Consider the following 22,175-nt stretch of genomic DNA (forward strand, 5'->3'; position numbering starts at 1 on the left):
CACTTCCCCTCGAGTTGGATGACCCCGCACCGCCCGTCTGCCGACTTCATGGGATCACCTCAGACGTTCGGCCTGGGTCAGTGCGCGTGCGCGGCCGCCTCGCCGCGCCCACAACGCGCGAGCCAACGCCGAACCGGCGACGCGGGTACGACGCGCGTTGCCCACGGTGGCCCGCGCGGTGAACACCGCGAACTCGGTCTCCTCGATTCGGTCGAGAATTTCCGAGTACAGCACGGCCGCAGTAGCGACACATGGCCGCGATACGGGATGCAACAGTGCGATTCCGGTGTCGGCGTATCGGTACAAGTCGCGGGCAATCGCGTGTTGAGCCGCCAGCGCCGATCGCACCCTGGTGTCGGTGCGGCGATGCGTCCGACACCACTGCAACCGGGCGCGGTCCACATCGAATGCAGCCAGTTCGTCGGCAGGCAGATATACCCGGCCGCGGTCGAGGTCTTCGGCGATGTCGCGAAGGAAGTTGGTGAGCTGAAATGCTTTTCCCAGCGCCGCCGCGTAGGGGGCAGCATCGGCTTGTGGGACGACGGTGCCGAGCACGGGCAGTACTTGCAGGCCGATCACCGCGGCCGAACCATGCATGTAGCGATCCAGCGCGGCCCGGTCCAGGTAGTCGGTCACCGTCAGATCCATTCGCATCGAGTCGAGGAACTCGTCGAACAAGACGTGGTCGATCCGGTATCTGGCGGCGGTATCGGCAACCGCGGCGAGTATCGGGTCGTCTCCGGGGGTACCGCACAGACTGTCGTGCAGGTCTTGGGCCACTGCGTCCAGTCGGGCCACCGCAGGGCCGGCGGCATCGTCGATGGGTGGTTCGTCGACGATGTCGTCTGCCCACCGGGCAAAACCGTAGAGGGCGTGGATCGCGGGGCGCTGGGCGGGCGCGAGCAGCCGGGTGGCGAGGAAGAAGGTGCGTCCATGGCGCGCATTGAGTTCCCGGCATCTCTGGTAGGACTCACGCAGCCCAGCAGCGCGGATACCGGCGGCGTCGAGTTCGGTGCGAATCATCGTCGATCACTCCTGGTCGAGGTCGAGGTCGAAGACCGCGGTGTCGACACCGTGCCGGTGACACGGTCGGCGGCGAGACGGCCCGACAGTAGGGCCGTCGGCACGCCGACGCCGGGGACGGTGCCACAGCCGGCCAGCACCGCATTGGTCGCGCCACGCGGCATGTTCGCGGGCCGAAATGGGCCGGTTTGGGCGAAGGTATGCGCGAGCGAGAACGGAGTACCGGCCAGCATGCCCTGCCGTTCCCAATCGGCGGGGGTATCCACATGCACGATCGTGGAGTCCTTGACGAAGCCCGGGACCAACCGGTCCTCGACGATCGCAGCGAGCTCCTCGCTGTACGCGGTAGCGCGACGATCCCAGTCCAGATCCTTGCTGCGGTAGAGGTTGGGTACCGGAGCGAGAACAGTGAACAGATCGCGCCCGTGTGGGGCGAGGGCGGGGTCGGTCGCCGTGGGCCGGGTCACCAGCAGCGACGGGTCGGTCATCAACTCCCCCGCACCGATCAGTTCGTCGAAGGTTTGCTTCCATGCGCCGCCGAAGACGAGGTTGTGATGTGCGGTCGGCACCGCGGCGGGAAAGCCGACGTGCATGACGACCGCAGAGGGTGCCGGGCGCCAGCTGATCGGGCGGCGCGGGCAGCGATCGAGCAACTCGTAGGCGGTGGGCAGTTCAGTCGCCAAAACGACGGCATCGCAAGGGATTCGCCGACCGCGCTCGGTCAGTACCGCAGTGATGCGGGAACCGTTTCGTTCCAGGTCGTGGACTGTCTCGCCGTAACAGAACGTCACGCCGGCATCGACGGCAGCGGCGGCCAGGGCGTCCGGTAGCGCGCGCATTCCTCCGCGAGGAAAGTAGACCCCGCCCACGGTGTCCATGTACGAGATCACCGCGTACAGCGCTAGGGCTCGCTGTGGCGATACACCTGCGTAGAGCGATTGGAACGTGAACACTCGGCGCAGCCGTTCGTCGTTCAGAAAAGATCCGACCGCCCTGTCGAGACGCCGGAAACCACCCAAGGCGATCAATCGCGCGAACGCCGGTGTCAGCAGCGAGAGTGGAGAATCGGCGTTCGTTGCGATGAACCGATCGAATTCGACGCGGTACAGCTCGCTCAACCACGTGCGAAGTCGGCGATACCCGTCGACTTCCTTGGGTCCGGCGAATGCCAGGACCGATTCCTCCATCGCCATGGCGTCGCTGTGAATATCCAACCCACTGCCGTCGGCGAAGTGCGCGCGGTAGGCAGGAATGACCGGCAACAATTCCAACCGGGATTCGAGGCTTTCACCGACCGCGGCAAGGGTGTCAGCGACGATGTCAGGCATGGTGAGCACCGACGGGCCGGTGTCGAGTCGGAAGCCATCGATATCGCGCCGGCCGGCTCGACCTCCGGCGAACGAGTCGCGCTCCACCACTGTGACAGTGCGACCGCGTCCCGCCAGGTGTAACGCTGCGGCCAGACCGGCAAGACCGGCCCCGACGACGACCACCTCATCGGTTCTTCCCGATATCGTTCGCATCGCTACCTTTCAGTCGGACTTTTCGGTGGTGACGGCGGGAAGCAGGTCAGTACGTACGGTGGGTGCACAACAGCGCCATTCGGTGCAGCGCGTCGGCCACCGACGGTTCGAGATCGGTGACGTCGAGGAGCCGACGCGCGTGTTCGACGCGGTCGCCGATCATCTGCTCGGCGCGCTGTCCTGCGCCGCTGTCGGTGATCACCGCCTGCGCGAGCGCTACGCCTTGCTCATCGATGAACTCTTCGCGCCAGAGGTCTCGTAGCCGGGCCCGGTCAGACGGCACGGCGAGCTGATCAGCCAGCGCGATCACGGTGGTTGCCTTTCGATCTCGGACATCGTCGCCGGTAGGTTTTCCGGTTGTCGTGGGGTCGCCGAAAATGCCGAGCAGGTCGTCACGGAGCTGGAACGCTTCCCCGATCACTTCGCCGTATTCACCGAGAATGCGCATCACCGTCTCGTCGCAGTCGGCCATCGACGCACCCAGTTCGAGGGGGCGGCGCACGGTGTAGTTGCCGGATTTACGGCGTGCGATGTCCATCACCGCACCCAGGGTCGGAACGCGGTTCGCATCGTTGGATAAATCCGCGAGCTGACCTACCGCCAGTTCGCTGCGCATCGAGTCATAGCGTGGCCATGCTCGATCCAACGCCGCTGCAGCGACACCACTTTCGCGCAACATGCGCTCAGCCCACACCAAGTACAGGTCGGCGACGAGGATCGCCGCGGACTCACCGAATCGGGCCGACGATCCCGACAACCCCTGATCGGCGTGCCACGCGGCGAGACGCAGATGGGCTGACTGTCGTCCCCGCCTGACCTGGGACTCGTCCATCACGTCGTCTTGCACGAGCGCGAACGCATGCAGGAGCTCCGCGCTCGCGGCAGCGCGCAGCGCGGGTTCGGACTCACCGACCCCACCACACAACCAGCCGAGATAGACGAACACCGACCGGACGCACTTGCCGCCCGACGCGAAGTCGATCATCAGCTGACCAGGCAACGAGAACCCCTCTGGGTCCAGTTCCGCTGTGCAGCGCGCGCGGACGAACTCATCGACGTGATCGCGTACCGAACTTTGCGTGTGGGCAAGCCAATCCGCGAACTGCGCAGAACCGTCACCGCTTGTGGTGGGTTCGTCAGGCCGGAGTGTGATCGCTACTCGTTCTGCATCCACCCGTCGATTGTGACACCGTTCGCCCGAAAATGCATCGTTTACGCATCGTTTCGCTCGGCGAGGCGGCGCTCATGACTGACGTGATCTGAGCGACCGCCTTGTGGAGTGCGATCACGCGCGCAGCTGAATCCGCTAGCTCCATCGGGCACAGCGCCAGGGCCGCGGCGAGCGCACGCTCCCCTGGTCTCACCATCGTGGCAATAGATCGACCGTCGACGGTGCAGAAATCTGCGCCGGAAGGACAAATCGTCGTGGCCGCCGCTGCGCTGTGCAAGCATGTCGGTAAGTGCGGCGTGTGACACCAAGCTGCAGTCCTGTCCGAGTGCCACGAGACGTACGCTGGGGAACGAGCTATGCGGCGCCGTTGCCGTCGCGCAGGGAATGGACCATGCTCCGCAGGATTCGGAACGCGCGTTGGACATGGCCTGACCGGATACAACTGTCGATGACGACCGCCGAACTCGAGCGCAAGAGCCCGATGGGCTGGTGCGGCTACCGCTTGAGTCCTCCCTCCGTCGACGCTGACCCTTGCGTCCACAGCCGACTATCGGCTCTTGATGGCGAAAACTCCCAATGTCGGGTTTCCTTGCAAGGGAAGAGCCATTGATCGGGCAGATATGGACTCGACCGCCGCGACATCTCGAAATGGTCCACAGGAACAGTCAAGCTCAGCACTTGTCAGCGATGGTGGTCGCACCCGACATCGCAAACTTGAGGCGCAGCGCCTCGGTAGCGACTGCGGACAGGACAACTGTGGTGCCGTCATTCTCGGTCCACGACGCGGGCACCAGCACATAGTTGCTTCCGGCCTTCAGGATGAGCAGCAGACTCTCATACCGGTATGGATAGACGAGGCCTTCTGCGGTGCAAGGTATTTCCGTCTTACCCGCTGGAATCGAGGTCGAGCCGCTTGCCGAGCTCCCTGACAACACAACAGCTGCCCCGCTCTTCCAAGTACTTGCGGACAGCGACCAGACGGCTCAGGTAGTCGTCATCAACCGATCCGAACACGCCCTGACCAACCAATTCGACGCGCGTCACCGCCCGCTCCCCGGACGAAGCAGGACCGGCCAGAGCACGCCCGCAGAATCAATCGCCGTCAGCTGCGAAACCTCCGACATGCAACTCCCATCGTTGCCGAGGATTCTATTGGCACCGAGCCCTCGACTGCCGACTCCTGCAGCGACAGCAGTCACGGGCACCGCGGAACCCCGAAGGTGCGCGTTCGATGTTGAAGGACGCGGGCCACTTCGATCAGTCGATCGTCGCGATTCGGTGGGCTTTATCCGCCTCCCGGAGGTCGGGATTGTCGAGCACAACAAACAGCAAGCCACCGATCATGGCCATATTCTTGTGAAACTGCACCCGCTGGAGTTTGCGCGCCGCCGGATCCTCGATGTTCCAGAAGGCATGTCCCGCGACGGTTGTCGGGATCATCGAGGCGACCAAGGCCAGCGCGGACAGACGCGGCAGTCTGCCCAGCGCCAGCAATGTTCCGCCGATCACCTGCACTGCGGCGTTGGCGCGCACCAGTACTTCGTCGTCGCCAGGTAGCGGAACCACCTTCCGTGCCGCGGCCAGGGTGGGCGCAGCCAGTTCGGTGCGGCCACCGGGCTCACGCACCGCGTCCGCGCCCAGCAGTGCGTAAGTCGAACCGGTGAGCACTCGGGCAGCCAGGCGTATCGGGTTCAGGCTCATAGTTGTCTCCGTAAGGCCTTGTCGTTCACTGTGGTCGATCGGATCGGCACTCTCCGCCGCCTATCCCTGGGACAGTCGCGGAAACAGCTGACAGGCATGGTGGGTTGTCAATGCCCGCCACGTCGAACCCGCAGGCTGTTGCGCGTCGTCGATCGAAGTTATCTGTGTGGTCACCGCGGCCGGCGGGGTCCAGCAGTAGTCGCTGCCGTAAAGCACACGATCGAGTCCGAAAGCGGCGTTCAAGGCCGGTATCTGCCCGGGGAACGGCGTGCCCGCCATGTCGAACCACAATGCGCGCAGTTGTTCACGGGCGAGCGGGGCAGGATTGTCACTGCCGAAGAATGCTGTGCTGAACAACTCCATCCGGTCGGCGAGCAGCGGAAGCGCACCGCCGCCATGAGTGAAGATCCACTCGATGCCCGGGTATCTCAGGAGCACTCCCGCGAACAGCAGATCGCTCGCGGCCCGGGCGGAGTCGAACAGGAACTCGAGCATCGGTCTGGGGCGTCCGAGGGAGATCGATTCCGGATGCAGTGGTGAGGTCGGGTGGACGAACACGACGGCTTTGCGGCGATCGAGTTCGGCCCACACCGGTTCGAAGCGGTTGTCGCCGAGATAGCGACCGTGCGCGTTAGTTTCGACGGCCACACCGTCGCTGCCGAGCGTGTCAAGCGCGTAGGCGATCTCGGTCAAGGACCCCTCGACATCGGGCAGCGGCAGTGCGGCGAAGTGGCCGAATCTGCCAGGGTGATCGCGCACCACCGCCGCGCCGAATTCATTGACCTCGCGACTCAGTTCGCGGGCCGCTCGATCGTCACCGAAGTGGGTTCCGGGTGAGGACACCGAGAGCATCGACGTCGCGATACCACTGGATTCCATGAGCTCGAGATGCGCGTCGACATCCCAGCCCGGCCAGCCGGGCATTCCGTCGGGGTGCTGGTGGCCTGCCGCTCGAGCCGCCGCGATGTAGCGATCGGTGACGAAATGCGCGTGGACGTCGATCAGTTGTTCCTTCGCAGGGGGCACAGGACAACATCTCCCGGTGTCGTTGGTGCGGCACGTGATGATCATCGGTACGGTTCGTGTTCAGTTCGCTGGCGTGTATTCCGTTCCCGCACACCAGATCTTGCGAATCTTCCGGGTGGCGGAGATATCGGCCAACGGATCACCGTCGATGAGAATCAGGTCCGCCCGCAAGCCCGGCTCGATGGCGCCGCGGTCGCCGAGTCCGAAGTGACGGGCGGGCTCGACTGTCGCCGCGCGCAGTGCGTCCACCGTCGACATCCCAGCCGCGACGAGTAACTCGAGTTCGCGGTGCAGGCTCTCCCCATGCACCACCAGTCGTGGCAGGCCGGGCTGTACGGCCGCGTCGGTACCGGCCAGGATCGGTACACCCGCCGCATACAGGGCCGCGACACCGGCGCAGGCCCCCGCGAATCCATCAGGCTCGCCTCGCATCGTCGACAGTGCTTGCATCATCGTCAAGGTAGGCACCGCGACTCGACGGTCGGACGCCATCCGGGCGACCACCGCAGTATCGAGAGTCTCACCATTCGGGATGTGGGTCACCACATCGACACCCAGATCGACAGCGAGAGCATAGGCGCCGTGCGAGGAGGCATGTGCGACAACCTGTTTGCCGTGCTCGTGCGTGGCCGCCACCACAGCGGCGGCCACCTGCGGATCCGGGCCGCCCTGCCCTGGCGCTTCCAATACGATCTTGATGTAGTCGGACCCGTCGGCTACGCGATCGGACACGAACCGTGGCGCCTGCTCAGCATCAGCGACCAGAGCCTCCGTCGGCATCCCGAAATGTGAGTGGGGGCCGCCTGGGCCGATCACCGGAAGTCCGGCGCTGCGTATGTCGGTCAATCCGTCGACATTCCGCAGCGAGGCCACCAGTTCGGCGGGCCAGGTCGCCATGTCAAGGGCGGTGGTTACCCCCCACCCTGCCAGTTGTTCGAGTGTTTCACGTCCGTGCAGGTGAACGTGAGCGTCGATGAGCCCGGGCAACAGCACCGCGCCGCCCGTGTCGACGGTTTCGACACCATCGGGGTCGGTACCGATGACCGCTCCGTCGATGATCACGGTGCGTGGCTCGGACAGCCTGCGGCCGTCGAATACGCGGACGTCGGTCAGTGCAATCCGCTTGGCTCGGGAGGAATTCGCACTCAAGAGCATCTCCTGTCGGTGGTCTTTGCCGACACGTTCGGTCGTGTATCGGCGTGTTCGGGTGACTACAGACCATGCGGCTGTCATTCAAGGAGCAAACGCCGAACGCAAACGCATGAACAATCGAAGCTGGGTGTGGCCTGAGGATAGCCACGGTGTTCCAGATGGACGACTACTCCCGGAGCCAGGCGGCCGCGTTTTCTCGCGCCTCGACATCATCCGCGAGCACAATGTTTCAGCCCCGCAGAGCCGACCCCGCCAGCTGCCACCGACCCTGGCTGACCCGACGACCGACACCAGATCCGCTGCTGCGAAATGATATCCGAGAACGCCGGTTCCATTCGGTAGCACGACCTTGCCGTATCCGGAAACCAGGCCCGCAGCATATCCACCACACAGGCTCCCCGCCGAACGGCAGGTGCCGGCCAGGTCGGCAGGGGTCGTCGCATCGCTGTGGCCAGGACGGTGTCGTAGACGCACTGCTTGGTTGAGAGGCTGCTCTGCCTACCAACGCGGATTTTGGGTGGGCGCAGATCAGGTCCAACGACAGAGATCCTGCCGACCAGGAGAACGAATGCGTGAGCGCTCAGCGCAGATCGTATCGTTTGGCCAGCCATTCGTCGAAGAGGGTGGCAGCTGACGCGTAGCCGGTGGGTTCTCCGATTGCCAATGCCTGGCCGAAATGCTGGCCACGAACGGCCGCCCGGGTCTTGTCCTCAGCGGGGATAGCGGCGAACATACGGTCGGCGTCTTCGGTGTAAGCGGCTTGGTCGCCGGTGAATTCGATGTACATGGTGGGAATATGGATTCCCGCGGCACATCGCTGGAAGTCGGCGTTGGTCGCGAGTGCCGACCACGTCGACAGCCAGGCGTCCGCCGTGGTGATCCGTCCGAATCCGACCAGTCCGTAATTGGTGAGATCCGGTCTGCGGCCGAACAGTGACCCGTATGGACGGTCGTTGGGTGACAGGGTGAGGTCGACGTACCGCGGGTCGGCATCGGTGCGGTACGTGAGGATTACTCGCGGTGCGAGCGCTTCTCGCCGATCTCGAGGGTCTTCCGTCTTGGCGAATCGGACGCGCGCGTCGGCGGCTTCGGCGGCGTATTCGCGGGCAATGCCGTCGATGCGTTCGATACGCCGCAACTGTGCCGCTCGATACTCGCGGAGGAAGTCGTCACTGTAGGCCGAAGAAACGCCAGGCGAGCGGAAACCATTCGCCGGATCGTACATGTCCAATTCCGGGATGATCGACAGTGGATCATCGACCGTGAAGACCGACGGGTCGATGCAGTGACGCAGGACCTGGCCTTGTCCGGGATGGGGCGCCAGGAAGAGTGCGCCGTCCGGGACCGGCATCACGGCTCCGGCGAGCGCGATCGGCTTGCCGGCCGGGGTCACGTCGATCCGATGCTGCGGCTCGAGCGCGGCCTGTTCAATGTAATAGGCGAACAGGGTGCCTCCGCCGGAATGTCCGAAGACCACGACGGAGTCGAAGCCGATGTCTCGCAAGAACACCTGCCCTGCGGCCACGTCGAGCAGCGCTTGTTCGTGCACCAGATTGATGTCGTTGTTGGGTGATCGAGTGTCTTGCGTCCACACCGATGCGCCCATCCGGAGAAAGTAGGCGATCAGCGGATGGTGGGCCACCTGTTGCCGGGGATGCATAAGGCACACGACGGTGCGCGACCCCGGTAATTTATGAAGGGCGCCGTGCACGCGAGCACCGTCGAACGTCGCGAGCTCGTGCAGGGTAGTAACAACTCCGGTCGGTGGGGCAATCCCGTCGACGTCACGACCGGCGCCGAGCCGGTCGATGGCATTACCGTCGCTCATTGATCGTCTCCTGCGGAGCTATCGCACAGCGGCGCGCCGATCCTATCGGGTTCGATACGCAGGATGGCCTTGTCCCACTGGGTGATCCGGCCGCTACCGATAGCGGCAACGGCACTGAACCACACCGCGTTTCGGCAACCCGTGGCGGCGCGTTCGATCTCGATGCCCTTCGCAGAGGACACCTCGTGGTAGGGGCCACGCCGGCGCACGGTTACGCCAGGGCACTTTGCGGCGACCTCAGCGAGCGGACGGAAATCCTCCACGTCGAGAACATACAGCACGGTCGTCATACGTAGGACACCTCAGCGGGTTCGTCGGCGTAGCGCGCGGCGATGAGCTCCGCCTTGATCTGGTAAAAGCGCTCGAGGCTGGGCTCATCCTCGTCGACCACGGCCATCAGGGCATCGACGCTGAGGTTCGCGTCGAGATCATCTTCCGGGGTCAGTACGCGTAGCGGACGGGTGATTTCGATCAGGTAGCCGTTCGGGTCCCTGACATAGATGGATTCGACGGTCTCGTGTCGCACCTGCAGCTCGCACTTCCAGTCGCTGGCGTCGAGGCGTCGGCGGTATTCCAGTAGGTCATCTTCAGTGTTGACGTGAATAGCGAGATGGCGAGCAGCCATCAGGACTTCGGGAACATTCTCGTCATGGTACGGGTCGACCCCGAAATAATAGAAAAAGGCGATGCGGTCACCTTGTCCGATGTCGAAGAAGAAGTGGATGAAGTCGGGGTGATTTGCCGGGCCCCATCCGAGTGCACATGTCGCGTGGACTACCGGAAATCCGAGAACGTCACGATAGAACCGGATCGTCGCTTTCGGATCGAAGGTGGGGAATGCGGCGTGGTCCACGCCCTGCACCGCGTGCGTTAGTTCGGTCATTGCAGCCTCCTACTCGGCATAAGAAAAGAATAAGCAGGATGGACTGATCTGTCAAATATTAGTCAACCCTGTCAGGGAGCAGTTGACGGAGGGTGTCCAGTCCAACTTGCATGGCATCGATAACGCTCTGCGCGTCAGCGTTGGGCGCGTCAGCGCCGGCGGGCGCGCGGAGCATTGTCACGGCGTGCTCGGACAGTTGGGCCGCGATGGCCTCGACGGGATGGTCGGGACCGGGCTCGAACCACCATGCCACCCAATTGCACATCCCCAGCACGGCGAGCGCGGACGTTTTCGGGTTCGCTGTCCGGAAGTGCCCTTCCGCCCTCCCCCGCTCGATCACCTCCGTGACGAGCGTGAGCACGGTTCGACGACCCTCTCGGAATCGCTGCGAAAGCTCTTCGGAGAGCGCGGCCTCCGACCGATCCAGAAGCCGAAACCTAGTTCGGTTGGCGGCGCGATCGACGATGGTGTGGTGAGCGATACGGTATAGAACCTCAGGGGCTGGAGCATCGGTCTCGACCAGCGCCCGAAGAGTCTCCACCCCCTTTTCCGTCATCTCCGCGACGAGATTGGCGAGGATCTCTTCCTTGCTGCTGACGTAGTAATACAGCGACTGCCGACTCACGCCCACCGCGTCCGCTATGTCCTGTGGTGTGGTACCGGCGTATCCGCGTTCAGCGAACAGGCGCGCGGCCTGTTCGTAGATCTGCGCGACGACCAACTCTCGCCGAACGGACTTACCGTTGCTGCCTGGTCGAGCGGTCGATTTGCCATTCACCATGGGCACCAGTCTAGTGAGAGCCCGGTTTCAGATCGGCGGCCTGGGCACCCAGCACCCGCTTGTCGATCTTCCCTACGTTGCTGCGAGGCATCTCGTCGAGCCAGACGTACCGTTCGGGCCACTTGTACTTCGCCACCCCACGCGCACCGAGAAAGCCACGCATTTCTTCGAGACTCGGACGTGAGCCGGAGTCGCCGACCACGAAGGCGCAGGCGCGTTCGCCGAGGCGGGCATCAGGCATCGGGACAAGGGCTGCTTCGGTGATGTCGGGATGGGAGACCAAGAGGAGTTCGATCTCGGCGGCGTTGATCTTCTCGCCTCCGCGGTTGATGAGATCCTTGATTCGTCCTTCGATGGAATAACAGATCATTCCCTCGATCGACCGCTGGGCGGCGAGGTCGCCGGTGCGGTAAAACCCGTCGGAGGTAAAGGAACGCTGATTCTGTTCTTCGGCGTTGTAGTATCCGCGAATGGTGTAGGGCCCGCGGACACAGAGCTCCCCCACGGTTCCTGGATCGACTTCCTGTTCGGTGCCGGGTTGCAAGATCCGCACCTCGTCGAGCGGGGAGATCGGAGCCCCGACGGTGGTTGCCCGCACGGATGCAGGCGCGTCGAGTGGTGTGACCATGCACAGTCCCTCGCTCATGCCGAAGAGCTGACCGGCCCAGATTCCGCGGTCGTCGAGGGCGTGGAAGTGCTTCGGGGCGACCTTCTTCCCACTGAAGATCACCCGCTCGAGTGACCGCGCAGCGCTGATGCGTGGGTCCAGCACAATCTCGTAGGCGTGCCCCCCGAGGACGATGTCGGTGGCGCGCTCGTCGACCAAGACCTCGAAGAGAGAATCTGTTTCGGGGAGACCTAGAATGAGCGCGGCACCGACCGAATGTGGGCCGTGAATGCCGCAGATGATGCCGGCGTTGTGAGCGAGCGGACCGGCGTAGCCGATCCGATCCTCATGCGTCCAACCGAGCGTATGTGCGTATCGCTCTGCGTTGTACCAATACTCGGCGTGGAGCCGGGGAATGACTTTCGGAACTCCGGTGGTGCCGCCCGACAACTGGAAGACGGCGGCATCCTGTGGCCGCAGTTCTCGTTGGATCCGATCCACGATCGTGCGTGCATCGACGGCGCTGACAACGGTGTCGAGTGAAGAGATATCGATCGCCGTATCTGGAACGTTCGTTCCCATGGCGATTACCTTCCAAGGCCGGTCGGCGGCCGCCGACTGCTCGAGCGCGAAGGAGACGAGATCGAATTTCGGGTCGCCCGCGTCTACGAGGTGGGCGGCGGGCTGTGTCTGACGGGCGATTTCGCCGATCTCGTGACCGCGGTGCAGCGCGAGGGTGCAGACGGGAATAACACCGGCTTTGAGCAGCGAATACCAGGTCAAAACGGTGTCAGCGCTGTTGTTCAGCTGGAGCAGCACGCGACTGCCTGGCTCCAGACCGATCGAATTCAGCCCTGCGGCGCGTCTGTCGCTGAGTTCGTCGAGTTCACGGAATGTCCACGTGGTTGTGCCACAAACCAGCGAGGGTCGGTCTGGAAAGCGCTCGACCGTGGCACGGAAGGAATCGGCGAGAGAACGCCGATGCCACACGTTGGCATCGAAGTACCGCTGAACGTATTCGTCCGGGAATGGGACTGCGGTGGCCTGATGGCGGGGGTGATTGGTCATCGTGTGTCCTAGTCCAATGAGATGAGGTCGGTGCGGCCGCTGATGAGCCCGGCAATCAGGTCGCCGCAGTGATCGGCCGGGCCTCGCACCGAAGTGAGCACGCCGAACTCGTCCCGCAGCCGCTCGGCAAGATCGAGGCGCTGAAGAATTTGAGGACGGAGCATGCCGCCGTCCAGCTCGACCCCATCTGTTCGGTCCTGCCGCGCCACATCGGCACAGCGGGCCAGGAAGGTATCGGCCTCGGCGCCGTGCGGATCCTCGATATCCACCTCCACTCGAGATAGCGCAGCGCCGCTGCGCGATGCGAGCCGGTGGGTGAACTGTCGTCCATCGTGCTGCAACGGTTGTGCAAGGACCCAGTCGTCGAGACCGGTTTCCGGGGGGACTTCCGTGCCGTATTCCCGTAGCGCCTTCGTGGCGGCTCCAGGTGCGTGGTTTCGAAAGTCGCTGAGCGAGACGTTTCCGGCCCGGGTAAGGAAGGAGGCCAGCAGTTGTTCCGGCGACATACTCAGGCGCGACGGGAAGCGCTCCCACCACAGCTGGCTACGGTAAGCCACGTTCTGGAGCCGGGCGACCGCCGGCGCGCGCATCGACTGATACTCGGCAAAGGCTGTCGCCGTGTCCTCGTGCCGAGTCAATGCCGCGGCGAGTGCGATCGAATCCTCCATGGCGAGTTTTGTACCCGACCCGATCGAGTAGTGAGCGGTGTGCGCGGCATCGCCGACGAGGACCACGTTGCCATGATGCCAACGTTCGCAATGCACAGTGCGAAATCGTGTCCATCGGCTGTTGTTGCCCAACAGCCGAGTGCCGTCGAGGTAGGGCGCGAAGATCGATTGGAGGAAAGTGCGCGCAATCTCGTCGGACTGCCCAGGCGCCAGTCCTTCGGAGGTGAACTCGAATCCGGCGGCAACCCAGGTCGACTCATCGGTCTCGACCAGGAACGTGCTTCGATCGGCTCGATAAGGATAGGCGTGGGCGGTGAAAGTCCCGAACTCGGTGTGCACCGACGCGAACAACGCGTCCGGTAGTGCGCGATCGGCGCCCAACCAGATGAAGCGTTCGCGTCCGATCCGTTCGGAGGCGCCGAATTGCCCTGCGTGCTCGGTCCGGGTTGTGCTGCCTACCCCGTCAGCGGCAACGACGATGTCGGCATCGACGTCGAACGCGTCGACCCGTCCGCCGGTCTCGGTGCGGACGCCTGCCTTTTCTGCCTGCCGGTACAGCACTTGGAGCAGATCTGCACGGGCGATTGCCGAGCGGTCGGCGCCTGGAAGGTCGACTGAGCCGCGGTCGGAGTACAGACGTGCACCATGCCCGCGCAGGGACACTTTGAAGATCTCATCGAAGGTCTCGGGGTCGCTCTGTTGCAAACTGTGGCGGGTGCTGAAGCTGAGCCCGACCCCGAAACCGAATGTTTCGAGGGGTGGCAGCAGGTCGTAAAGGGTGATCTGCCAGCCAGGGTTGGCCAGCTGCAGCAGTCGCGCGGTGAAGGCACCGCCTGGCCCGCCGCCGATGACCGCAACCCGGGTGCCGCCGTTGTCGCGCCGAATGCTCACAGATGCTCCTTGACGAGTTTTCGATCGAGGACCTCGCCGCGTCGCCACACCCGGTCGATCGACAGCGAATCCGCAATGGTGCGGGTGGGATCGCCGTTGACGAGGACAAGGTCTGCTTGCAGGCCGGGCGCGATGCGTCCGCGGTCGGTCAGCCCGAACTTGTCCGCGGCGACCGAGGTGGCCGCGGCGAGTGCCTGGGTGGGAGTCAGTCCGCACTCGACGAGCAGTGCGAGTTCCTGGTGCAGGCTGATCCCGTGCGCGGTCCCCAGGACACCGACATCGGCCGCATCGGTTCCGGCGAGCAGCGGTACCCCCGCACTACGGAGTGCGGCGGCGGCCTGTTTGGCGTTGTCGAGCGAGCTAGGGCTGCCCATCTGCCAGCACTGGCACAGATTCCGGTGCCAGTCCTCGGGTATCAGTGCCTTGGCGCGGCGGTCCTCGGCTACCGCGGCCCCGGTCAGGTCGCCGGCCAGTGATCCCATGGTGACCAGCGTCGGAACGACGAACACCCCGGCCTCGGCGATCGTGTCGATCACCTCGGGAGTTGGGGGTTGATCCATGAACACATGGACCAGTCCGTCGACGCCGGCGCGGACAGCGATCAGGGCGGCGTCCGCGCTGGTTGCGTGTGCGACAGCGAGCAGTCCGTGCTTGTGCGCTTCGTCGACGACCACTCGGGCGGCCTCTTCCGACAGCGTGGGCGAGGGGTGCCCCATGGCGGCGCCGTTGTCGATCAGCAGTTTGATGTAGTCGGCGCCTTCGGCAATCCGGTCCCGTACGAATTGCGCTGCGTCCTCGGGGCCGGTGACGACGGGAAACTGCTCCCGGAACGACAGGCCGATCAACATCGACGGATGTCCGCCGAGGACGGTGGCGCCGGTCGATGCCGACCGAATATCGGCGACGTCGTTGCGTTGTGCCGCGTGAATTCGTTGCTCGCCGAGGCGCTCGGGCACCGTGAACATGTCCAGTTCGGTTGTCACCCCGAACAGAATCGCAAGCGCCAGGGCGTCACCAGTGGGGTGTGTATGGCAGTCGATCAACCCAGGTATCAATGTCGCCCCGGAGCCATCGATCACCTCGAATCCCGTGCTGTCCAGTGAGTCACCGACGGCGGTGATGGTGGCACCGTCGACAAGGACTGTGCCGCGATCCAGGACGGTGTCTCCGTCGAAAATCCGCACGTCCTTGACCGCAAACCGGGTGCTGTTGTGCACGACGCCTCCTCAGAATTAAAGTTGTCAAGATTGACAAAATTCTGACATATGTGACTATTATTAGTCAACGTCTAGGAGGAACATCGTGGAAACACACCGCTCAGCGATCGTCACCGGCGGCTCGGCAGGCATCGGGCTGGCGATCGCGGACATGCTCGCCGATGAAGGCTGGGACCTCACCTTGGTGGCACGAGATCCGGCGAAACTCGAAGCCGCCGCGGGCATGCTCGCGGTGCATGGGACGCAAGTACAGACACATCCCGCCAATCTGGCTGACCCGGACGCCGCAGCACAGGTCGGCCTGGCGCACCTGGACCGGTTCGGTCGCCTTGACATGCTCGTCAACAACGCCGGGATCGGACTCGTAGGACCGATCGAAAGAAAGACCGGGAAGCAGCTCGACCTCGAGCTGTCCCTGAACTTCAAAGCCTCCTACATCATCTTGCAATCCTGCATTGCGCCGCTGAAGAAGGCAGCTGCCGAGCACGGTGCCAGTTACGTGATCAATGTCAGCTCCATGGCCGCCCGTGAGAACGGACCGAACGCCTCTGTCTACGCGGCGACCAAGGCTGCTCTGGTCTCACTCAGCAATGTCGCCCATGCCGAGCTGAGTCGTTCTGGTGTTCATGTCACTGCCTTGCTTCCCGGGTTCGTCGACACTCCGGGCACTGGATGGGCCGACTCCGGCATCCGGGACCAGATGTTCGATGCTGCCGATGTGGCCGAAGCAGTGCGATTTCTGGTCAGGACGTCGCCTCGCTGTTTCGTTCCGGAGATCATGATGACCACCGCCGGCCCTAGCATCTGGCACTCACCGCTCGACTGGGACACCGCTTCCACGTAACGGGCAAGTGCCCTGGCTCGGCGGGACTCGGGTGGCCCGGCGCTGGCGGGTGCGTACCTGCATAGCGCCCGGCCACGATGGTGGCCGGGCTTTGCGATGTCACGGACGGTTGATCAGCCGAGGCTGAACGGCTGACCCCACAGGCGCAGTTCGGAACGCCCCTGCTTGGTGGTGACCTCGACGCCGACGAAGGCGCGGGCCTGGGCGTATCCGGCGCAGCCGCCGAGACCGAGGGTCGAATCGGCCCAGGTCACCGAGGCTTGCTCCTCGCGGAAGGCAAAGCCGGGCAGGTTCGCCTTCTCGCCGTAGGCGTCGGGGCCTTCGAGGTCGAGCAACCAGAACGTCGACGCCTGGCCCGGTCCAAGCGTCAAATTGCCCCCGGAGGTGACACCGCCGCTGCCCTTGCCCTCCCAGGTGGCGGCGTTGGCGCCGCCGGTTGCGGTGCCGCCGCTGATGTCGACCTGGCAGCCGACCACGTAGCCGGGGTAGATCTTGGAGTACTTGTGCTTGCCGTGGATCTGTACCTCGGCGCGCCCGGAGGCCCAGACGTTGCGGTGCAGCGGAGTCGAACCCATCGACGGGCTGATATTGACCGACTCGCTGGTCAGCCGGATCGTGACGGCCGTGCCGTCAGGCAGGGTCTGGGTGATCTCACCGCCGGGCAGCGGAATGAAGGTGTCGGCGCTGGCTGCGCCGGTGGAGAGCAGGCCGAGGATGACGGTGGCGGTCGCCGCGGCGCCGGCGGCGGCCGTTTTGAATCTGGTCATGTCTGTGGTGCCTTTCAAGGCTTGAAGCTGTTGCGCGAGAGGTTGTTCGACGAACACGCGGAGTGTCAGCCGATGCTGAACGGCTGCCCGTACAGTGTGGTCTTCGAGTAGTTCGCGCCGATGATCTCGACGACGGTGTAGGCGCGTGCCTGTGCGTAACCACCACAGCCCTGGATATGCAGTTCGACGTCCTTGTAGCTGATGTGGAAGGTGCCCTTGTCGATGATGTCGAAGCCCTCGACGCCGACGAACTTCACCTCACCGGGGCCGATCTTCACGCCGATGTTGCCGCCTGCGTTGACACCGGTGGTCGAGATGCCGCCGGAGATACCCGCGGAGATCGCGTTGTCGGCGACGCTGACCTGACAGCCGACGATGTAGCCGGTGTTGATCCGCGAGGAGCCGTGGGTCGAGGAGTTGTTCGTTCCATCCGCCCCGCCTCCGCCGACGAACGGTTTCGGGTCGCCCTTGGGTGTTGCGGCGACGTCGGCGATCACCGTTCCGCTCACCCATGCCACCCGGCCCGCTCCATTAGCAGCCATCGACGGCGAGATGAGTGCGCTTTCCGCGACCCGCTTGATAGTGACGTCCGGCCCGGCCTTTTCGCCGTCCGGCAACGGCACGAAGGTGTCTGCCGTCGCCGCGCCGCTCGCGATGCCCAGGGCAGCTGTGGCCAACGCGGTGGCAGCAAGGATTTTTCGCATGGTCGGGGTCCTTATCAGGAGTGGTGAGCCGAACACGCTCTTGGAAGCTTTCGGCGACCAGCGCGGGACTCGAATTCGGACAATCTGGACCTGTGACGCGCGGGAACAGGTCGGCTTCTTTCGTGAGGTTTTCGGGGCGGTCACAATGGATCGACCGCGCGTGCGGATCTCGGCTGGTGACGGCTCCCCGCTGCCTCGTTCTCCAGATTCGCGGCGATGTGCACGACATCACCGGGCCGCCTACTCCACCGGCGATACGGTGGCGGCGCGAAGAGCGTCGGAGATCGACTTGACCCCTCCGTGCGAAACAACTCCGCCATCCACGACGATCTCGCTACCAGTGACATAGGTGGAGTCGTCGCTGAGGAGGAATTCGACTACACCGGCGACTTCCGCCGGGGTGCCGGCGCGACCAAGTGCCGTTTCACCGATAGATGCGTCCCGGAAGACTGCGGGCGCACTGGCGGTCATCGGTGTATCGATGAACCCGGGATGGACCGCGTTGACCCGGATCCCACGTTCGCCCAGCGACAAAGCCGCGGCGTGGGTCAACCCCCGCACCGCCCACTTACTGGTTGTGTAGGCGACCGGATAGTGGCCGGTGAGCGCGGCGATAGAGCCGATGTTGACGATCGACCCGCCGGCATGCATCAACGGCGTGAGAGCTTGAATCGCGAACAGGGGGCCCAGGACGTTGACAGCGTAGGCGTCCGTCATATCCTCGGCGCTGACCGCATCGATCCGGGAACGCCGGGTGATGCCGGCACAGTTCACCAGACCGTGCACAGCACCACCGGCCGCTTCGAGCTCCGCGGCCAAGGTGGCCCACTGATCCGCGGCTGTTACGTCGAGACGGTGCACGGATCGGGTGGCACTATCGCGCCGCGCAACCGCTATCACGTGCGCACCCGCCTCCTCGATGCGGTCGGCTATTTCGGCACCGATCCCCTTGCTGGCACCGGTCACGACGACGGTCTTCCCGGTCAATCGCAGAGCACAGGCTTCCCTGTTCATGCGATACGCCCATCGGCGTCGACCACGCGGCAAACAAGCACGAGCGAGCGGTGGTTGCCGGGCTGCCGGTCAGCACTCGGTTGGCTGTGAAATGTCATTCCTACTCCTGAGAATATTGATGTTGTGACGCCAACGGCAGCCACGCAAAGCTGTCGGACGACGAAATGTACGTGCGCGCCGGTCAATTCCGGCAGATCAGCACTGGTGAGCAGGACAACGCCCGCACGTCACCTGTCAGTCTTTCGCGTGGTGTCGAATCGAGTGAAGTAATGCAGGGCGGCGGGGTCGTCGATGGTGTCAGTGCCGGCAACTTTCCCGAGAGAAATTCCCTGCAGCAGCCGTTTTACGGGTACTTCGAGTTTCTTACCGGTCCTGGTGTGGGGAATTGCCGGGACGGCGATGATTTCGTCCGGGACGTGCCGGGGTGACGTTCGAGTGCGGATTGCCGTGGTGATCCGGTCGCGGAGTGCCTCGTCGAGGGTGTGTCCGGGTTCGACAACGACGAACAGTGGCATCCAGTAGTTTCCATCGGAGAGTTCAGCGCCGATCACCAAGGCCTCACGGATTTCGGGGAGGTCCTCGACGACGTCGTAGATATCGGCGCTCCCGAGCCGGACACCCTGCCGGTTGAGGGTGGAATCCGAGCGTCCGGAGATGATCACACTGCCATGTGGGGTGAGGGTGATCCAGTCCCCGTGTCGCCACACCCCGGGATAGGTCGTGAAGTACGCATCGTGATAGCGCGCGCCGTCGAGGTCGTTCCAGAAGAAGATCGGCATGGACGGCATGGGCTGGGTGATCACCAGCTCGCCGACCTGGCCGACGACCGGGAGGCCGTCGTCGTCCCAGGCTGCCATCGCCACACCGAGCATCGGTGCCGAGATCTCACCTGCCCACACCGCTGTGGTCGGCGCGCTGCCCGCGAATGCACTGACGACGTCAGTGCCGCCGCTGGTCGATGCCAGCTGGATGTGGTCCCCGACCTGCTCCCGCACCCAGTGATAGGACTGGGCGGGAAGTGGTGCTCCGGTGCAGCCGATCACTCGAAGTCCCCGCAGGTCGAGATCGCGGCCGGGTTCCAGCCCTGCTTTGGCACTTGCGAGCAGGTAGCCGGGGCTGACGCCGAGAACATCGAGGTCGTGCTGTGCGGCGATGTCCCACAGCCGCTGTGGGCCTGGGTGGGTGGGACTGCCGTCGTAGACGACGATGGTCGCACCGACCAGCAGACCGGAGAGCACCAAGTTCCACATCATCCAGTTGGGCGATGTGTACCAGAAAAGACGGTCGCCGGGGCTCAAATTTTTGTGCAGGCCCAGGAGTTTGAAGTGGTCGAGGGTGACGCCACCATGTCCATGGACGATCCCCTTGGGCATTCCGGTGGTACCGGAGGAGAACAGCACCCATAGCGGGGCATCGAAATCAACCCGTGTGAAGGTCAACTCGGCATCGCCGGTCGTCACCATGTCCCACAGAACAGCATCGGGCTCGGCCGGCGCCAGACCGAGGACGGGCACGTGGACGACTGCGCGCAGGGTGGGAAGGCGTCGACGCAAGTCGGCTGCTTCGGTACGGCGGTCGTGCCGACGGCCGTTCCACTGGTAGCCGTCGGCTGTGACGAGGACTGCCGGTTCGAGCTGGGCGAAACGGGATGCGGCACCCGCGGCCCCGTAATCCTGGCCGCAGGCCGACCACACGGCACCGATGGTGGCGGTGGCAAGGCAGGCGACGACCGCATGCGAAGTGTTGGGTAGGTAGCCGACCACCCGGTCACCGCGGCCGACGCCATGATCGCGGAGCCACTGCGCGAAAGCGGCGACCTGTTGGCGCAGGTGCGCCCAGCTGATCTCCGTGGTCGTGCCGTCCTCGCTGATCGAGATGACCGCCGCCTCGGCCGACCCCCCATTGCGCAGTGCGTGTTCGGCGTAGTTGAGCCGAACCCCGGGAAACCAGCCCGCCCCAGGCATTGTCGCGTCGGTCAAGACGTCCGTGTAGTCGCCGTCGGCGACGATCTCGAAGAAATCCCACACCGCCGCCCAGAACTCGGTGAGATGCTCGGTGGAGAACAACCACAGATCGTGGTAGGTCGGGTAGGTGACACCGGTGCGCGCCGACACGAAGTCGGCGAACTCGGTGATTCTGGCCGACATTGCCTCGGACTCGGTGGGCGTCCAGATCGGTTCCGTGATGGGGTCGGTCGGGGTGGGTTGGGTGTTCATCCTGTCCTTCGACGGCGATGTGCACCGCACCGGTGCCGGTTCGGGTGCTCGACGGTTCCGCGAGTCCGCATCTGCGGGCTGTCGTGGGAGTCCGGGCGGGCACCGGTGCGATCTGATGGTGATGGTGATGGGGATGGGGATCGGGGTCGGCTCAGCCGGCGACCAGCGGGGTACGGATGGTGCCGACGCCTTCGATCCAGCTGATCAGCACGTCACCGGGTCGAAGGAACTTCGGCGGCTTACGGGCGCCGCCGACACCGGCGGGTGTGCCGGTGAAGATGAGGTCACCCGGCAGCAGCGGGCATACCGCCGAGAGATGGGCGACCAGCTGGGGAACGGTGAAGATCAGGTCTGCGGTCCGGCCCTGCTGCAGGACTTCGTCAGCGACCGCGCATCCGATCTCGAGGTTGTTCCGGTCGGGCAGCTCGTCGACCGTCACCAGTTCGGGGCCGGTCGGGGCGAAGCCGCGATAGGACTTGCCGAGCGAGAATTGGGGAGCAGGTCCGGCGAGCTGCAGTGAGCGCTCGGATAGATCCTGACCGACGGTCACGCCGGCGATGTGGTCCCAAGCATCCGACTCGGACACGTAGTCGCAGCGGGTACCGATGACGGCGACGAGTTCGACCTCCCAGTCCACGGTGTCAGCGGGCAGGATTACGGGCTGCTCGTGGCCGGTCAAGCTGGTGGGGAACTTGGTGAAGACCGGAGGAACGGTGGGGCTGTCGAGTCCTGACTCGGCGGCATGGTCGTGGTAGTTCAGGCCGATCGCGAAAATCTGCCGAGGCCGTGGCACCGGCGGACCCCATACCGTCTGTTCTGTGGTCTCGACTACCGGATGCGCAGCGGTGTCGAATCGCGATGCCCAGTCGACGAAAGTCGACCAGTCTTCGAATACCGCCTGGGGATCGGGCCCGAACCGGCCGTCGCTGGCCTTCGCGACGTCGAGGTACCCGTTATTGGCGGCGAGAGCAAGCCGGCCGTCGATGTTGGCAATTCTCATTGATGTCACCTCTGATGTTTCGTGGCGGGACTGGATTACATATCTCGTCGATGGTCGGAAAGGCCAACCGCAGCAGCCTCGACGTGGAGCT

At 64.3% G+C, this 22,175-nt stretch carries 20 protein-coding genes; 1 reads left to right on the forward strand and 19 read right to left on the reverse strand.

The genetic code is table 11. The features are described from left to right. Positions 1 to 54: 54 nt before the first annotated feature. From ACWZHB_RS12245 to ACWZHB_RS12310, 14 genes are all read right to left on the reverse strand, one after another. Positions 55 to 1,023: a phytoene/squalene synthase family protein gene (locus ACWZHB_RS12245; RefSeq protein WP_427908055.1), complete on the reverse strand. Its 969-nt coding sequence runs from the start codon at positions 1,021 to 1,023 to the stop codon at positions 55 to 57. Further along, the gene (gene crtI / locus ACWZHB_RS12250) at positions 1,020 to 2,546 is read right to left on the reverse strand and encodes a phytoene desaturase family protein (protein WP_427908056.1); all 1,527 of its coding nucleotides are present in this window, start codon (positions 2,544 to 2,546) and stop codon (positions 1,020 to 1,022) included. Before crtI ends, ACWZHB_RS12245 begins: the two co-directional genes overlap by 4 nt. A 46-nt stretch (positions 2,547 to 2,592) precedes the next feature. Further along, the gene (locus ACWZHB_RS12255; RefSeq protein WP_427908057.1) at positions 2,593 to 3,546 is read right to left on the reverse strand and encodes a polyprenyl synthetase family protein; all 954 of its coding nucleotides are present in this window, start codon (positions 3,544 to 3,546) and stop codon (positions 2,593 to 2,595) included. Between the two features lie 1,056 nt (positions 3,547 to 4,602). Then, entirely contained in the window at positions 4,603 to 4,761 is a 159-nt protein-coding gene (locus ACWZHB_RS12260) for a hypothetical protein (protein WP_427908058.1), read from the reverse strand. Between the two features lie 213 nt (positions 4,762 to 4,974). Continuing rightward, positions 4,975 to 5,418 carry a DoxX family protein gene (locus ACWZHB_RS12265; protein ID WP_427908059.1) on the reverse strand — a complete coding sequence of 148 codons (444 nt, stop codon included), beginning with the start codon at positions 5,416 to 5,418 and terminating at the stop codon, positions 4,975 to 4,977. Between the two features lie 60 nt (positions 5,419 to 5,478). Then, positions 5,479 to 6,444: an amidohydrolase family protein gene (locus tag ACWZHB_RS12270; protein ID WP_427908060.1), complete on the reverse strand. Its 966-nt coding sequence runs from the start codon at positions 6,442 to 6,444 to the stop codon at positions 5,479 to 5,481. Positions 6,445 to 6,504: 60 nt separating this feature from the next. After that, the gene (locus ACWZHB_RS12275; RefSeq protein WP_427908061.1) at positions 6,505 to 7,593 is read right to left on the reverse strand and encodes an amidohydrolase family protein; all 1,089 of its coding nucleotides are present in this window, start codon (positions 7,591 to 7,593) and stop codon (positions 6,505 to 6,507) included. A 583-nt stretch (positions 7,594 to 8,176) separates the two neighbouring features. Next, positions 8,177 to 9,424, reverse strand: a complete 1,248-nt coding sequence (locus ACWZHB_RS12280; protein WP_427908062.1) for an alpha/beta hydrolase — start codon at positions 9,422 to 9,424, stop codon at positions 8,177 to 8,179. After that, complete coding sequence (locus ACWZHB_RS12285; protein ID WP_427908063.1) at positions 9,421 to 9,714, reverse strand: hypothetical protein; 294 nt, start codon at positions 9,712 to 9,714, stop codon at positions 9,421 to 9,423. Before ACWZHB_RS12285 ends, ACWZHB_RS12280 begins: the two co-directional genes overlap by 4 nt. After that, on the reverse strand, positions 9,711 to 10,307 hold the full coding sequence (locus ACWZHB_RS12290) for a VOC family protein (RefSeq protein WP_427908064.1): 597 nt from the start codon (positions 10,305 to 10,307) through the stop codon (positions 9,711 to 9,713). Before ACWZHB_RS12290 ends, ACWZHB_RS12285 begins: the two co-directional genes overlap by 4 nt. 58 nt (positions 10,308 to 10,365) lie before the next feature. After that, positions 10,366 to 11,088, reverse strand: coding sequence for a TetR/AcrR family transcriptional regulator (locus ACWZHB_RS12295; protein WP_427908065.1), 723 nt, complete (start codon positions 11,086 to 11,088; stop codon positions 10,366 to 10,368). 10 nt (positions 11,089 to 11,098) lie between these two features. Then, complete coding sequence (locus tag ACWZHB_RS12300; protein WP_427908066.1) at positions 11,099 to 12,763, reverse strand: (2,3-dihydroxybenzoyl)adenylate synthase; 1,665 nt, start codon at positions 12,761 to 12,763, stop codon at positions 11,099 to 11,101. 8 nt (positions 12,764 to 12,771) lie between these two features. Further along, on the reverse strand, positions 12,772 to 14,322 hold the full coding sequence (locus ACWZHB_RS12305) for an FAD-dependent monooxygenase (RefSeq protein ID WP_427908067.1): 1,551 nt from the start codon (positions 14,320 to 14,322) through the stop codon (positions 12,772 to 12,774). Beyond that, positions 14,319 to 15,539, reverse strand: coding sequence for an amidohydrolase family protein (locus ACWZHB_RS12310; RefSeq protein WP_427908068.1), 1,221 nt, complete (start codon positions 15,537 to 15,539; stop codon positions 14,319 to 14,321). Before ACWZHB_RS12310 ends, ACWZHB_RS12305 begins: the two co-directional genes overlap by 4 nt. 85 nt (positions 15,540 to 15,624) lie before the next feature. On the opposite strand from ACWZHB_RS12310, the gene ACWZHB_RS12315 reads away from it, so the two are divergent. Next, on the forward strand, positions 15,625 to 16,383 hold the full coding sequence (locus ACWZHB_RS12315) for an SDR family NAD(P)-dependent oxidoreductase (RefSeq protein WP_427908069.1): 759 nt from the start codon (positions 15,625 to 15,627) through the stop codon (positions 16,381 to 16,383). 113 nt (positions 16,384 to 16,496) lie between these two features. Here the strand turns inward: ACWZHB_RS12315 and ACWZHB_RS12320 are convergent, their stop codons facing one another. The 5 genes from ACWZHB_RS12320 to ACWZHB_RS12340 form a co-directional block, all read right to left on the reverse strand. Then, complete coding sequence (locus ACWZHB_RS12320; protein WP_427908070.1) at positions 16,497 to 17,150, reverse strand: MspA family porin; 654 nt, start codon at positions 17,148 to 17,150, stop codon at positions 16,497 to 16,499. Positions 17,151 to 17,215: 65 nt separating this feature from the next. Beyond that, on the reverse strand, positions 17,216 to 17,854 hold the full coding sequence (locus tag ACWZHB_RS12325) for an MspA family porin (protein WP_427908071.1): 639 nt from the start codon (positions 17,852 to 17,854) through the stop codon (positions 17,216 to 17,218). Between the two features lie 240 nt (positions 17,855 to 18,094). Then, positions 18,095 to 18,868, reverse strand: a complete 774-nt coding sequence (locus ACWZHB_RS12330) for an SDR family NAD(P)-dependent oxidoreductase (RefSeq protein ID WP_427908072.1) — start codon at positions 18,866 to 18,868, stop codon at positions 18,095 to 18,097. 227 nt (positions 18,869 to 19,095) lie between these two features. Continuing rightward, the gene (locus ACWZHB_RS12335; RefSeq protein ID WP_427908073.1) at positions 19,096 to 21,084 is read right to left on the reverse strand and encodes an acetoacetate--CoA ligase; all 1,989 of its coding nucleotides are present in this window, start codon (positions 21,082 to 21,084) and stop codon (positions 19,096 to 19,098) included. Positions 21,085 to 21,235: 151 nt separating this feature from the next. Beyond that, on the reverse strand, positions 21,236 to 22,084 hold the full coding sequence (locus ACWZHB_RS12340) for a fumarylacetoacetate hydrolase family protein (RefSeq protein WP_427908074.1): 849 nt from the start codon (positions 22,082 to 22,084) through the stop codon (positions 21,236 to 21,238). Positions 22,085 to 22,175: the final 91 nt, after the last annotated feature.

This window comes from Nocardia sp. FBN12, assembly GCF_054031145.1.

Bases quoted from the DNA above. Each gene is read 5' to 3' on its own strand.
- ACWZHB_RS12245 (WP_427908055.1), bottom strand. From the start codon at position 1,023: ATGATTCGCACCGAACTCGACGCCGCCGGTATCCGCGCTGCTGGGCTG.
- crtI (WP_427908056.1), bottom strand. From the start codon at position 2,546: ATGCGAACGATATCGGGAAGAACCGATGAGGTGGTCGTCGTCGGGGCC.
- ACWZHB_RS12265 (WP_427908059.1), bottom strand. From the start codon at position 5,418: ATGAGCCTGAACCCGATACGCCTGGCTGCCCGAGTGCTCACCGGTTCG.
- ACWZHB_RS12280 (WP_427908062.1), bottom strand. From the start codon at position 9,424: ATGAGCGACGGTAATGCCATCGACCGGCTCGGCGCCGGTCGTGACGTC.
- ACWZHB_RS12285 (WP_427908063.1), bottom strand. From the start codon at position 9,714: ATGACGACCGTGCTGTATGTTCTCGACGTGGAGGATTTCCGTCCGCTC.
- ACWZHB_RS12290 (WP_427908064.1), bottom strand. From the start codon at position 10,307: ATGACCGAACTAACGCACGCGGTGCAGGGCGTGGACCACGCCGCATTC.
- ACWZHB_RS12295 (WP_427908065.1), bottom strand. From the start codon at position 11,088: ATGGTGAATGGCAAATCGACCGCTCGACCAGGCAGCAACGGTAAGTCC.
- ACWZHB_RS12300 (WP_427908066.1), bottom strand. From the start codon at position 12,763: ATGACCAATCACCCCCGCCATCAGGCCACCGCAGTCCCATTCCCGGAC.
- ACWZHB_RS12320 (WP_427908070.1), bottom strand. From the start codon at position 17,150: ATGACCAGATTCAAAACGGCCGCCGCCGGCGCCGCGGCGACCGCCACC.
- ACWZHB_RS12325 (WP_427908071.1), bottom strand. From the start codon at position 17,854: ATGCGAAAAATCCTTGCTGCCACCGCGTTGGCCACAGCTGCCCTGGGC.
- ACWZHB_RS12330 (WP_427908072.1), bottom strand. From the start codon at position 18,868: ATGAACAGGGAAGCCTGTGCTCTGCGATTGACCGGGAAGACCGTCGTC.
- ACWZHB_RS12335 (WP_427908073.1), bottom strand. From the start codon at position 21,084: ATGAACACCCAACCCACCCCGACCGACCCCATCACGGAACCGATCTGG.
- ACWZHB_RS12340 (WP_427908074.1), bottom strand. From the start codon at position 22,084: ATGAGAATTGCCAACATCGACGGCCGGCTTGCTCTCGCCGCCAATAAC.